Raw genomic sequence first — 13,380 nt, 5'->3', positions numbered from 1 at the left:
TTTTAGGATTTCTTCATTGTAACCAGATAAACCCCACTAAAAATTAGCACTGCCGAAATTATTTTAACGCCATTCAATTCGTCTTTTCCTAATCCAATAGCAAAAACTGTAGCAAAAAGAGGTTGTAAATAAATAAACACGGCTACCGTTGTAGGGCTTAATTCTTTCATTGAAAGGAGATTCAACAAATAGGTTAGGAAAGTGGAACAAAATACTACAAAACTAATTTTCCAATAAACAATAGTAGGAACGCTAGACCATTGAACAGCTTGAAATTCGTTCCATCCAAAAGGTAAAACCATCAAAAAACCTAAAAGATAAATCCATTTTACAAAGGTAAAAGCATGGTATTTATGCATTAATTTTTTGACAATTATTAAGTAATATCCGTAGGAGATAGCGTTAATTAAAACAAGCAAATTACCTAATCCTGCTTGCTTTGCTCCGGCAATTGCTTTGCCATAAAGAATCAACAACGCGGTTCCTGTTAATCCAAGAATGAGTCCAGACACCATTCGCTTTCGGAGTCGTTCTTTCATAATAATGGCGGATAGCACCAACACAATCATAGGGGTAGAAACCATGATTACCGATGCGCTAATCGGAGAAGTTAAACTCAACCCTTTGAAAAAAGTAAGCATATTCAAGGCTACTCCAAAAAAGGCAGCGCCTACTATTCTTTGATAGTCTTGAGGAGCGATTTTTTCTGGTGGCAGTTGATTACAAACTTTCATTAGTAAAGCTGTTGTCCAAAACAAAAGCATTGTGCCTCCCACTCGTAAAGAAATAAACCCATAAGCGCCTATATATTGTGGCATTACATCTTTGGCAATGGTAAAAGTCATTCCATAAATAATGGAAACAAAAGTAGCAGCTACTAAAGCAAAATTTCGTTTAGACATTGCGTAATGCGTTATGAACTTTAAGAATGTTTTGTTGGCTGTTGCCAATGTAGATGGCACCGTCAATAATAAAAACGGGACGACTCAAAAAAGTATAGTGTTCCAAGAGGTATTTTTTGAAATCGGATTCAGTAAGAGCTTTGTCCTTTAATCCTAATGACTTGTATAATTGTGCTTTTTTACTAAAAAGCGCTTCGTAACTACCCGAAAGTTGGTACATTTCGTCTAATTGCTCTTCGGTAATAGGGTCTTGTTTGATGTCGTGAAAAACCAAATTATGGCCTTCTGGCAAGGCTTTGATTATTTTTCGACAGGTATCGCAAGAAGCGAGGTAATATATTGTGTTCATATTGAAACGCGATTACTTTTTTGCAAAGAAAATTCATTTGCCACTTAAAATGATTATTTTTAGCAAAAATTTCAAATCAAAACCCAATGGAACAAATATTCGAACTGAACAGAACGTGCCGAAAATTAATCGCTCCTTTTTTAGAGGACTACACTTTAGACCAATTAAATGCAATTCCGGAAGGATTTAGCAATAATTTATTTTGGAATATTGCCCACGTTGTGGTGACTCAGCAGTTGTTAATTTACAAGCTTTCCGGTTTGAACATGTTAGTTTCTGATGAATTGGTAGACCAATACAGAAAAGGAACTAAACCAGAACAACCAGCTACTCAGGCGGATGTTGATTTGATTAAATCCCTTTTATTTGATACTATAGACCAAACGCAAGCCGATTATGGCAGTGGTGTTTTTACTCAATTTACGGAATATCCTACCTCTAGTGGATTTGTCTTGAAAAATGTCAAAGATGCCATGGCGTATAATAATTTTCACGAAGGACTTCATCTTGGAATTATGATGAGTATGCGCAAGTTGCTGTAGTCTATTTTCTTCTCTTATAAGAAAACAATTGTTTTTGATGTAAAAATTGCGAAAACTATATCGTTTTCGTAAATTTTATTATTGTAAATGTAAATTTCTTTAAAATAGCTTGTTAAAACGATAAATCTGCAAAAAAACTCGTTAAATAGCGTGGATTTATTCTTCAATTACATCTATCTTTGTTTGTAGTTACGAAATCGATTTCTTAAAAACCGATTTGAACTTAAAATCAATTGTATTGACCTAAATTTAGTGCTAAAGATGGAAGAAAAAATAAATCAATTTATGGCTTTGGTAGAAGCCAAAAATCCAAACGAACCCGAATTCATTCAAGCCGTTAGAGAATTTGCTGAAACAGTAATTCCGTTTATCTCCGAACGAAAAAAATACGACGGGAAAAATATATTACTTCGTATCGCCGAGCCAGAGCGTTCGATCATTTTTAGAGTGCCATGGGTAGATGATAAAGGAGAAATTATTGTAAATCGTGGATTCAGAATCCAAATGAACTCGGCTATTGGGCCATACAAAGGCGGAATTCGTTTTCATCATACCGTGAACTTATCAGTTTTGAAATTCTTGGCTTTCGAACAAGTATTCAAAAACAGTTTGACCACACTACCAATGGGTGGTGGAAAAGGAGGTTCTGATTTTGATCCAGAAGGAAAATCGGATAGTGAAATCATGCGTTTCTGTCAATCGTTTATGACAGAATTGTGTCGCCATATTGGACCTGACTTGGATGTTCCTGCGGGAGATATCGGAGTAGGAGCAAGAGAAATTGGCTACTTATTTGGACAATACAAACGCATTCGCAATGAATTTACGGGAGTATTAACCGGAAAAGGATTGGCTTACGGAGGATCGTTAATTCGTCCAGAAGCAACAGGATACGGTGTAGTGTATTTTACAGAGCAAATGTTGCGTACCATTGGCCAGGATATCAAAGGGAAAACCGTAGCGATTTCAGGTTTTGGAAACGTGGCTTGGGGAGTTGCTTTGAAAGTGAATGAATTAGGTGGAAAAGTTGTGACCATTTCAGGTCCTGACGGGTATATTTATGATAAAGATGGAATCTCAGGCGATAAAATCGATTTTATGCTTGAAATGAGAGCGCGTGGCGATAACAAAGCCGAAGCCTATTTAGAGAAATATCCTAATGCTGAGTTCCACAAAGGCAAAAGTCCTTGGGAAGCTAAAGTAGATATTGCGATTCCATGTGCGACTCAAAACGAGTTGAACGAGCAAGATGCTAAAAATTTAATTGCTAACGGTGTCATTTGTGTAACCGAGGCGGCCAATATGCCGTGTACTCTAGAAGCAATTAAATTGTTCCTAGAAAACAAAGTGCTTTTTGCTCCAGGTAAAGCTGCTAATGCGGGTGGAGTTGCGGCTTCTGGTTTAGAAATGACGCAAAATTCCATTCGTTTGAACTGGACGAGCGAGGAAGTCGATGCGCGATTAAAAGAAATTATGGTAGGCATTCACAATCAATGTAAAAAATATGGTGCAGAGGAAGATGGGTATGTAAATTATGTAAAAGGAGCCAATATCGCTGGATTTGTAAAAGTGGCGGATGCCATGCTGGCACAAGGGGTGGTATAAGACTATTAATTCAAATGCTAAAAACCTTCTTTCGATTTTCGGGAGAAGGTTTTTTTAGTTTGTGCGGTAGAGTATGCTATATTTGTGAACCAATATTTAATACATGCAAGTCAAAACCAAAGCGATTGTTATTTCGGCATTAAAATTTCAGGAAAAAAGCCTGATTGTGAAATGCTTTACCCTGACGCATGGTTTGAAATCCTATTTTGTTCGGGATGCTTTTTCATCTCGAAAATCGAATCAAAAAATTGCCTATTTCCAGCCTTTGAGTATTTTGGAAATCGAAGCGGTGCATAAGAACAAAGGTACTTTGGAAAATTTTAAAGAAATTAAAATTGCCACGCCTTTTCATTCGATTCATACCGACATTGTTAAAAGTACGATTGTGTTATTTGTATCGGAGATTTTGCACCATTCCATACACGAAGAAGAAAAAAACGAAGCGCTTTTTACGTTTATAGAAACGGCTTTGCAGTGGCTCGATAACCACAATGAAACGGCTAATTTTCATTTAATTTTATTACTCGAAATGACCAAATATTTTGGTTTCTATCCTGATGTGACTAACAGGGATCGAGCTTTTTTCGAATTGGTAGAAGGTGTTTTTTCTCCTTTTCATGCGGTGAGTTCGCTAACCGAACACGAAACCCTTTTGTTTAAAAAACTGATTGACTTAAAATGGGATTCGGATCAAAAGATTTTTCATGTGATTGAAAGACAAATCCTCTTGAAAATCCTAATGGAATATTACAGCTATCACTTGGACGGCTTTAGAAAACCGAAATCCTTGGAGGTGTTAAAGGAAGTTTTTGCGTAAAAGAAACACGAATTTGACGAATTTGCACAAATTTCTCAGATGTAGTATGTCATCTGTGCTAATCTGTGAAATTAGTGTTGGATTTTCTATCTTAAAGTAGCATCAATAACTTTTGCCTTTTCGCTTTTGCCTATTTACTAATATTCACTACTTTCGCAACTCGATTTAGAAAAGCATACCATGAGCACAAAATTTACTGAATACAAAGGACTTGACTTGCCAAAATCGGCAGAAGAGGTGCTGGATTTTTGGAAGAAAGAAACGATATTTGAGAAAACGGTAACTACCCGTGAAGGGAATCCGCCGTACGTGTTTTTTGAGGGGCCGCCTTCGGCAAATGGCTTACCAGGAATTCACCACGTGATGGCACGTGCTATTAAAGATATTTTTTGTCGCTATAAAACTCAAAAAGGATTCCAAGTAAAGCGTAAAGCAGGTTGGGATACCCACGGTTTACCGGTTGAATTGGGTACTGAAAAAGAATTGGGAATTACTAAAGAAGACATTGGTAAAACCATCACCGTAGAAGAATACAACGAGGCCTGCAAACGCACCGTGATGCGCTATACGGATGTTTGGAACGACCTAACGGAAAAAATGGGGTATTGGGTTGATATGAACGATCCGTATGTGACGTACAAACCTAAATACATGGAAACCGTGTGGTGGTTGTTGAAACAAATCTACAACAAGGATTTGATGTACAAAGGTTACACTATTCAGCCGTACTCACCAAAAGCGGGGACAGGATTGTCTTCGCACGAGGTGAATCAACCAGGTTCGTACCGCGATGTAACTGATACAACGATTGTGGCGCAATTCAAGACCAAACCCGAATCGTTGCCGAGTTTTTTACAAGGATTTGGAGACATTCATGTTTTGGCTTGGACGACTACTCCTTGGACTTTGCCATCGAATACCGCTTTGACTGTAGGTCCAAAAATTGATTATGTGTTGGTGAAAACCTTCAATCAATATACGTTCTTACCAACGAATGTCATTTTGGCTAAAAACTTGGTGGGAAAACAATTTGGCAAAACGTTTTTCGAATCGGCAGAAGCTGCTGATTTTGAAAATTTCAAAGCAGGAGATAAGAAAATTCCATTTCAAATTTTGGCGGAAGCCAAAGGAGCGGACTTGGTTGGAATTCGTTACGAGCAATTGATGCCTTTGGCTTTGCCGTATCAAAACCCAGAAAATGCGTTTAGAGTAATTGCAGGAGATTTCGTTACTACCGAAGACGGAACAGGAATTGTACATACCGCGCCTACATTTGGTGCAGATGATGCTAAAGTAGCCAAAGAAGCGTCTCCAGAAGTGCCACCAATGTTAGTCTTAGACGAAAATGGTACGCCAGTTCCTTTGGTGGATTTACAAGGTAAATTTGTCAATGGACTAGGGGATTTGTCTGGTAAATACGTTAAAAACGAATACTATAATGAAGGCGAAGCACCAGAGCGTTCTGCCGATGTGGAAATTGCCATTCAGTTAAAAGAAGAAAATAAGGCGTTCAAAGTAGAGAAATACGTTCACAGTTACCCACATTGTTGGAGAACGGATAAGCCTATTTTATACTACCCTTTGGATTCTTGGTTCATCAAGATTACCGAAGTGCGTGACCGTATGTTTGACTTGAACGATTCCATCAACTGGAAGCCAAAAGCGACTGGAGAAGGTCGTTTTGGGAACTGGTTGAAAAATGCTAACGATTGGAATTTATCCCGTTCTAGATATTGGGGAATTCCGTTGCCAATTTGGAGAACTGAAGACAAACAAGAAGAAATCTTGATTGGTTCGGTAGAAGAATTGTACCACGAAATTGAAAAATCAATTCAGGCGGGTTTCCAAAAAACAAATCCGTTTGCTGGTTTTGAGATTGGAAACATGTCGGAATCTAATTATGATTTGATTGACTTGCACAAAAATGTAGTGGACGAAATCACTTTGGTTTCGGCTTCAGGAAAACCAATGCAACGCGAAAGCGATTTGATTGACGTTTGGTTTGATTCAGGCGCCATGCCGTATGCTCAATGGCATTATCCATTTGAAAATAAAGAGTTGATTGACCAAAATAAATCGTTTCCAGCTGATTTTATTGCTGAAGGAGTCGATCAAACCCGTGGTTGGTTCTATACCTTACACGCTATTGGAACTTTAGTTTTTGACAAAATCGCGTATAAAAATGTGGTTTCTAACGGATTGGTATTGGACAAAAACGGACAGAAAATGTCAAAACGTTTAGGGAATGCCGTTGATCCTTTTGAAACTTTGAAAGAATACGGTCCAGATGCAACTCGTTGGTACATGATATCCAATGCGAATCCTTGGGATAACTTGAAATTTGATATTGAAGGGGTGGCTGAGGTGCGTAGAAAATTCTTTGGAACACTTTACAACACTTATTCTTTCTTTGCTTTATATGCTAACATTGATGGATTTACGTATTCAGAAGCGGAAATTCCTTTGGCGGAGCGACCAGAAATTGACCGTTGGATTTTATCCGAACTACACACTTTAGTTCAGGTAGTTGACGAAGCGTATGCTGATTATGAGCCAACCAAAGCAGCTCGAGCGATTTCTGAATTTGTTCAGGAAAACTTGAGTAACTGGTACGTTCGTTTGTGTAGAAGACGTTTTTGGAAAGGAGAGTATGCCCAAGATAAAATCGCGGCTTATCAAACTTTATACACTTGTTTGTTAAGCATAAGTAAATTGGCTGCTCCAATTGCGCCATTTTATATGGACAAATTATACAAAGACTTAACACAGGCAACACATTCAGAAGGATTTGAGAGTGTACATTTGGCAAAATTTCCAGAACACGTTGAAAACTTTGTTGATAAATCGTTGGAAAGCAAAATGCAAAAAGCACAAACGATTTCATCATTGGTATTATCTCTTCGTAAAAAAGAGATGATTAAAGTGCGTCAACCATTGCAAAAGGTAATGATTCCGGTACTTGACAACAATCAGAGAGCCGAAATCGAAGCAGTATCAGACTTAATAAAAGCCGAAGTAAACGTGAAAGAAGTAGTGCTTTTAGACGATGCTTCAGGGATTTTGGTGAAACAAATTAAGCCTAATTTCAAGACGTTAGGACCTCGTTTTGGTAAAGATATGGGCTTGATTTCTAAAGAGATACAAGGATTTTCGCCAGATCAAATCAACGAATTGGAACGTGAAGGAAGTATAGCTATTGTTATTGCCGGAAATACTGTATCTTTAACTATAGAAGATGTAGAAATTACATCGCAAGATATTGAGGGTTGGTTAGTGGCTAATTCTAACGGAATTACAGTGGCGTTAGACATCACCATTTCGGCAGAATTGAAGCAAGAAGGTATTGCAAGAGAATTGGTCAACCGAATCCAAAACATCCGTAAGGATTCAGGTTTTGAGGTAACAGATAAAATTAAAGTGACGTTACAACACAATGCTGAATTACAAGAAGCAGTGTTAGCAAACGAAGACTATATCAAGTCAGAAACTTTAACCGAAAGTTTGGTTTTTGAAAATGAAGTAGTCAACGGCTTAGAAATAGAATTTGATGATATAAAAACAAAAATAATAATCACTAAATAGATTGAGTCATGGTAGATGAAATTGCAAGATACTCAGATGCAGATTTAGCAGAATTTAAAGAATTAATTCAAAAAAAGATAGTAAAAGCTCAAGAAGATTTGGACTTGATTAAGAGCGCTTATATGAATGATTTGAATAATGGAACAGACGATACGTCTCCAACATTCAAAGCGTTTGAAGAAGGTAGCGAAACCATGTCTAAAGAAGCCAATTCACAATTAGCCATTCGTCAAGAAAAGTTCATTCGTGACTTGAAAAATGCGCTTTTCCGTGTTGAAAATAAAACCTACGGAGTGTGTAAAGTAACTGGAAAATTAATTAGCAAAGAACGCTTATTGATTGTGCCTCACGCTACGATGAGTATCGAAGCAAAAAATATGCAACGATAAACAACACAGAGAGTATTTGTACTATTCCAAATTCCAAAATTTCTGATTAGAAAAGCTGGAATTTGGAATTTTTATTTTTGGAAATTAGTTACTTTTGCGCCATGGAATACAAATCAATATCATTACGAAACGCTTATCTACTAGTGCTACTTGTATTAGTTGTAGATCAGGTGTCTAAAATTTATATTAAGACTAACTTCATTTTGGGTGAAGAAGTGGAGGTATTTTCTTGGTTTAAAATTTACTTCATTGAAAACGAAGGAATGGCATGGGGTACACGAATTCCGGGAGAGTACGGCAAATTAATACTGACCGTATTTCGTTTATTTGCTGTAGCAGGAATAGGGTACTGGCTTTGGGATTCGGTTGAAAGAAGACGCAGTTCTAACTATTTGATTGTGGCCATTGCGTTGATTATGGCAGGTGCTTTCGGGAATATTTTAGACTCCGTTTTTTATGGGGTAACGTTTGATGATAGTCAACAAAATGTAGCGACTTTGTTTTCGAACAAGCCCTATGGTACTTGGTTTCATGGTAAGGTAGTTGACCTGTTTTATTTTCCTATTTGGCAAGGGAATTTGCCTTCGTGGTTGCCTATTTGGGGCGGAAAAGAATTTACCTTTTTTAATGCCATCTTTAATGTAGCTGATGTAGCTATTTCTACAGGGGTGGGGATTCTACTTTTCTTTAACAAAAAAGCATTTCATAAATACGAATAGTTAATTTTATTTTTCAATTTAAAAAGGCTTCATTTATACAATGAAGCCTTTTTGATTTTACTGATCATAGAAATTCCGAACCTTGGCTACAATCTGATTGATGGTTAATTTATCAGAGGTGTCAACACCTTTTAGTTTATCTGGCGCAATAATTTTCTCCGTTTGGATTCTTTTTTTTAATTCGGTTTTAGCACTTGCAGGACCAAACACATACAATTCATCCGATCTTTTGATATAATCAATTATAGAGTCCATAAAGTAATTGGTTTGTTCTTTCTTACGATTATTCAATTGGGTTTCGCTAGCACTGTGATGACTTCCTGAAAATGTACCTTTGTTTCCTTCACGATTAGGATAGGATTTGTTTTCAATGGTCGAATCAATTTCGGTAATACTTTCTTTTTTGCCGTTTAGGCTAACAATAATAGCTTTTGAGCTGTCAATCCAAATTCCAGTTTGTCTTTTCATGATTCATTGTTTTAAGTTAAAATACTGTTTTACTTAAAGTTACAGAATAATAAAAAGAACATGGTAATAATTAACGTGCTATTAACGATTCGTTTTCTGCTATGAGGCAGATAAGTCTTTTTAATTGTATTAAGTCTTGTTTTTTACCCAAATAATTCTCCTGCCACATCTTCAATTTTAGCTACTAGACGAATTTTAATTCCGGGATTTTTCAATGCGATTTTGTTGTACTTGGATACAAAAATGGTAGAAAACCCTAATTTTTCCGCTTCTTGAATGCGTTGATCCACACGGTTCACAGGTCTAATTTCGCCTGAAAGACCCACTTCGCCAGCAAAACAAAAATCTTTATTGACAGGAATGTCCTCATTGGAAGACAAAATTGCCGCTACAACTGCTAAATCGATAGCGGGGTCGTCCACAGAGATTCCGCCCGTTACGTTTAAGAAAACGTCTTTGGCTCCTAAACGGAAACCAGCTCGTTTTTCTAAAACCGCCAAAATCATATTCAGTCTTTTGGCATTGTATCCCGTCGTGCTACGTTGGGGTGTTCCATATACAGCGGTGCTTACTAAAGCTTGTATTTCGAGCATCAAAGGTCGCATGCCTTCTAAGGTAGTAGCAATAGCAGTTCCTGATAATTCTTCATCTTTGTGCGAAATCAAAATCTCAGATGGGTTGGACACTTCGCGCAAGCCGCTGCCCAACATTTCGTAAATACCAATTTCAGAAGTAGAGCCAAATCGGTTTTTTAGCGAACGCAAAATGCGGTACACATGATTTCGGTCGCCTTCAAATTGCAAAACGGTATCAACCATGTGTTCTAAAATCTTTGGCCCAGCTATGGTACCATCTTTGGTAATATGTCCAATTAAAATGACAGGAATATTGGTTTCTTTAGCAAATTTAATCAACTCAGCTGTAGTTTCTCTAATTTGAGAAATACTGCCTGGGGTGGATTCGATATAATCAGTGTGAAGCGTTTGAATGGAGTCAATGATGACAATTTCAGGTTGAATGGCTTCAATTTGCTTGAATATATTTTGAGTTTTTGTCTCGGTTAAGATGTAACAATTATCGCCGTTTGGGGTAATGCGTTCCGCGCGCATTTTTATTTGTTTTTGGCTTTCTTCACCCGAAACATAAAGTGTTTTATAAGGTAAACTGAGGGAAATTTGAAGCAAAAGTGTACTTTTTCCAATACCCGGTTCACCGCCTAAAAGAATCAAAGATCCAGGAACAATACCGCCCCCTAAAACGCGATTGAGTTCGTTGTCAGTTGTGTCTAGTCGAATTTCTTGAGTAGAGTCGATTTCATTGATTCGCAAAGGTTTGGGTGCTTTTCCAGCAACTTTCGGTTCGCTTTTCCAAGCTACTTTTTCTTGTTTCTGAACAATTTCTTCGGCAATGGTATTCCATTCTTTACAGGCATTGCATTGCCCTTGCCATTTGGCATATTGCGTACCGCAGTTTTGACAGAAAAATGAGGTTTTTACTTTTGACATAATTCTTAATTTTTAGTCAATTTTTTTCAGGACAAGACAGATACATAAAAACTCCTTAATTTCTTAAGGAGTTTTAGTGTTGTGGAGAAGATGGGGCTCGAACCCACGACCTCTTGACTGCCAGTCAAGCACTCTAGCCAACTGAGCTACATCCCCAGTGTAGGTAACAAATATAGGTTAATTTGAGTTTAAATTCCTAATCGTAGAAAAAAATCACACCATTCTTTTTAAAAAAAGAGTAAACTAACAGAATAGTTTTAACTTTACATTAAAATTTCTGCTATGGCATTACACAATTCGAAGGGGGCTATATCCATTTCTATCGATGCTAGAGTTGCTACGATTGAATTTGGACATCCTGCTAGTAATTCTTTTCCAGCACAGTTGTTGTATCAATTAACTGAGACTATCGAGACTTTGGGACAAAACCCAGACGTGGCAGTAGTGGTTTTAAAAAGTCAAGGAACGGCTACTTTTTGTGCTGGCGCTTCTTTTGATGAATTACTTGCAGTGACCAACGAAACAGAAGGCAAAACTTTCTTTTCAGGATTTGCTCACTTGATCAATGCGATGCGAAAATGCCCAAAACTTATTATAGGTCGCGTGCAAGGGAAAACAGTAGGAGGAGGTGTAGGCATTGCAGCAGCTTGTGATTATGTTTTGGCAACTCAAGAAGCAAGCATAAAATTATCGGAATTAGCGATTGGTATCGGACCTTTTGTGATAGAACCTGCCGTATCCAGAAAGATAGGAAAAACGGCTTTAGCAGAATTGTCTTTAACTGCACAAGAATGGAAATCAGCGGCTTGGGCCAAAGAAAAAGGGTTGTATGCCAATACCTTTGAATCTATTGAAAAATTAGACGAAGCGGTTGCTGAATTCACGCGCCAACTCGCAACCTATAATCCAGAAGCGCTAACAGCCATGAAAAAAGTGCTTTGGGAAGGAACAGAACATTGGGATACTTTATTAGTTGAAAGAGCTGCAATCACTGGAAAATTAGCAGTTTCTGAAGCAACTAAAACGGCCCTGGCAGCCTTTAAAAAATAGCAGAATAGTATGTTAGTAGTATTGCAACAAGTAAATATTGCCCAAAAAATCAAACAAGCTCCAGACGGGAATTACCAAATTGGCGTTTTGATAGGATCTTTTATTCCTTTTTTAATTTTAGTAGGATTGGCGTATTGGATGTATATCCGTGCCAAAAAAAGAGACCAAAACCCTTAATTATTTGTAAGTTTGCAGTCAAATACACAATGGAATGAGCAATATTAGAATCACCAAACAATTTAGTTTTGAAACCGGTCACGCTTTATATGGCTATGACGGTAAATGTAAAAACGTACACGGACACAGTTATAAATTATCGGTAACGGTGATTGGTAAACCTATTGTGAATCGAAATGATGTAAAATTTGGAATGGTGATTGATTTTTCTGATTTGAAAAAAATTGTGAAAGAAGAAATTGTAGATCAGTTTGATCACGCTACTGTTTTTAATGAAACTACCCCTCATGTTGAGTTGGCTAACGAATTGAAATCGCGTGGGCATCATGTGATTTTAGTCGATTACCAACCTACAAGTGAAAATATGGTGATTGATTTTGCCCAACGCATCAAAAATAGATTACCTGATTCCATCAAATTATTCTCTTTAAAGCTTCAAGAAACCGATTCGTCATTTGCAGAGTGGTTTGCCAGCGATAATTTGTAATTCAAAACAGATGTCATTAGCCAATAACAAAAAAATATATTTCGCTTCCGATCAGCATTTTGGAGCGCCAACTGCCGAATTGAGTTTCCCAAGGGAACAAAAATTTGTGGCTTGGTTGGATGAGGTAAAACAAGATGCCGAAGCTATTTTTTTATTGGGTGATTTGTTTGATTTTTGGTTTGAATACAAAACGGTTGTTCCAAAAGGATTTGTACGTATTTTAGGTAAATTGGCTGCAATTCGTGACAGCGGAATTCCTATTTATTTCTTTGTGGGCAACCACGATTTGTGGATGGAAGATTATTTTCAGAAAGAACTCAATATACAGGTGTATCGCGACAATCAAGAATTTACTTTTGGTGACAAAACCTTTTTGATAGGCCATGGAGATGGTAAAGGACCTGGTGACAAAGGGTACAAACGCATGAAGAAACTGTTTACTAATCCAGTGGCTAAATGGTTTTTCCGTTGGTTGCATCCGGATTTGGGAGTGGGTTTAGCCCAATACCTTTCGGTGAAAAACAAATTGATTTCGGGTGCCGAAGATGTAGTTTTTTTGGGAGAAGAAAACGAGTGGTTGATTCAGTATTCCAAACGTAAACTAGAAACCAAGCACTACAATTACCTTGTTTTTGGACACCGTCATTTACCGATGGTTTTTCCTTTAGGCAATAACTCTGACTACGTGAATTTAGGCGATTGGATTACTTATTTTACTTACGGTGTTTTTGATGGAGATACTTTTAAAATAAAAAAGTTTGAATAATTTCACGTGGGTTTATACCATT

14 protein-coding genes and 1 tRNA gene are annotated in these 13,380 nt (G+C 37.4%); 10 read left to right on the top strand and 5 right to left on the bottom strand.

The genetic code is table 11. The features are described 5' to 3' along the window. Nucleotides 1-2: 2 nt before the first annotated feature. Entirely contained in the window at nucleotides 3-902 is a 900-nt protein-coding gene (locus MG292_RS02125; RefSeq protein WP_264534341.1) for a DMT family transporter, read from the bottom strand. Continuing rightward, nucleotides 895-1,251 carry an arsenate reductase family protein gene (locus tag MG292_RS02120; RefSeq protein WP_264534342.1) on the bottom strand — a complete coding sequence of 119 codons (357 nt, stop codon included), beginning with the start codon at nucleotides 1,249-1,251 and terminating at the stop codon, nucleotides 895-897. The genes MG292_RS02125 and MG292_RS02120 overlap by 8 nt, the downstream gene beginning before the upstream one ends. An 86-nt stretch (nucleotides 1,252-1,337) precedes the next feature. Here MG292_RS02120 and MG292_RS02115 point away from each other — a divergent pair, with 86 nt between their 5' ends. The 6 genes from MG292_RS02115 (at nucleotide 1,338) to MG292_RS02090 (ending at nucleotide 8,905) form a co-directional block, all read left to right on the top strand. Continuing rightward, the gene (locus MG292_RS02115; RefSeq protein WP_264534343.1) at nucleotides 1,338-1,793 is read left to right on the top strand and encodes a DinB family protein; all 456 of its coding nucleotides are present in this window, start codon (nucleotides 1,338-1,340) and stop codon (nucleotides 1,791-1,793) included. A 261-nt stretch (nucleotides 1,794-2,054) separates the two neighbouring features. Next, nucleotides 2,055-3,398 carry an NADP-specific glutamate dehydrogenase gene (gene gdhA, locus MG292_RS02110; RefSeq protein WP_264534344.1) on the top strand — a complete coding sequence of 448 codons (1,344 nt, stop codon included), beginning with the start codon at nucleotides 2,055-2,057 and terminating at the stop codon, nucleotides 3,396-3,398. 103 nt (nucleotides 3,399-3,501) lie between these two features. Continuing rightward, entirely contained in the window at nucleotides 3,502-4,215 is a 714-nt protein-coding gene (gene recO, locus MG292_RS02105; RefSeq protein ID WP_264534345.1) for a DNA repair protein RecO, read from the top strand. Between the two features lie 180 nt (nucleotides 4,216-4,395). Beyond that, nucleotides 4,396-7,797: an isoleucine--tRNA ligase gene (ileS, locus tag MG292_RS02100; RefSeq protein ID WP_264534346.1), complete on the top strand. Its 3,402-nt coding sequence runs from the start codon at nucleotides 4,396-4,398 to the stop codon at nucleotides 7,795-7,797. Nucleotides 7,798-7,805: 8 nt separating this feature from the next. After that, the gene (locus MG292_RS02095; protein WP_264534347.1) at nucleotides 7,806-8,186 is read left to right on the top strand and encodes a TraR/DksA family transcriptional regulator; all 381 of its coding nucleotides are present in this window, start codon (nucleotides 7,806-7,808) and stop codon (nucleotides 8,184-8,186) included. 116 nt (nucleotides 8,187-8,302) lie between these two features. Continuing rightward, complete coding sequence (locus MG292_RS02090) at nucleotides 8,303-8,905, top strand: lipoprotein signal peptidase (RefSeq protein ID WP_264534573.1); 603 nt, start codon at nucleotides 8,303-8,305, stop codon at nucleotides 8,903-8,905. Nucleotides 8,906-8,962: 57 nt separating this feature from the next. Here MG292_RS02090 and MG292_RS02085 read toward each other — a convergent pair whose 3' ends face one another. The 3 genes from MG292_RS02085 to MG292_RS02075 form a co-directional block, all read right to left on the bottom strand. Next, nucleotides 8,963-9,373 (bottom strand): hypothetical protein, encoded by a 411-nt coding sequence (locus MG292_RS02085; protein WP_264534348.1) that lies wholly within the window; start codon nucleotides 9,371-9,373, stop codon nucleotides 8,963-8,965. A gap of 143 nt (nucleotides 9,374-9,516) precedes the next feature. Further along, the gene (gene radA / locus MG292_RS02080) at nucleotides 9,517-10,878 is read right to left on the bottom strand and encodes a DNA repair protein RadA (RefSeq protein ID WP_264534349.1); all 1,362 of its coding nucleotides are present in this window, start codon (nucleotides 10,876-10,878) and stop codon (nucleotides 9,517-9,519) included. A gap of 82 nt (nucleotides 10,879-10,960) precedes the next feature. Beyond that, nucleotides 10,961-11,034, bottom strand: a tRNA-Ala gene (locus MG292_RS02075). 126 nt (nucleotides 11,035-11,160) lie between these two features. Here MG292_RS02075 and MG292_RS02070 point away from each other — a divergent pair. The 4 genes from MG292_RS02070 to MG292_RS02055 are packed head-to-tail and all read left to right on the top strand — an operon-like array spanning nucleotide 11,161 to nucleotide 13,358. Next, entirely contained in the window at nucleotides 11,161-11,928 is a 768-nt protein-coding gene (locus tag MG292_RS02070; protein WP_264534350.1) for an enoyl-CoA hydratase/isomerase family protein, read from the top strand. A 9-nt stretch (nucleotides 11,929-11,937) separates the two neighbouring features. Next, nucleotides 11,938-12,105 carry a hypothetical protein gene (locus tag MG292_RS02065; protein WP_264534351.1) on the top strand — a complete coding sequence of 56 codons (168 nt, stop codon included), beginning with the start codon at nucleotides 11,938-11,940 and terminating at the stop codon, nucleotides 12,103-12,105. A gap of 34 nt (nucleotides 12,106-12,139) precedes the next feature. Further along, on the top strand, nucleotides 12,140-12,592 hold the full coding sequence (locus MG292_RS02060) for a 6-pyruvoyl trahydropterin synthase family protein (RefSeq protein ID WP_264534352.1): 453 nt from the start codon (nucleotides 12,140-12,142) through the stop codon (nucleotides 12,590-12,592). Between the two features lie 10 nt (nucleotides 12,593-12,602). Next, complete coding sequence (locus MG292_RS02055; RefSeq protein ID WP_264534353.1) at nucleotides 12,603-13,358, top strand: UDP-2,3-diacylglucosamine diphosphatase; 756 nt, start codon at nucleotides 12,603-12,605, stop codon at nucleotides 13,356-13,358. Nucleotides 13,359-13,380: the final 22 nt, after the last annotated feature.

It is taken from the genome of Flavobacterium keumense, assembly GCF_029866485.1.
GTDB classification, from domain to species: domain Bacteria; phylum Bacteroidota; class Bacteroidia; order Flavobacteriales; family Flavobacteriaceae; genus Flavobacterium; species Flavobacterium keumense.
Note: the sequence above shows the minus strand (reverse complement) of the source record. Positions and strands in the feature narration are given on the sequence as shown.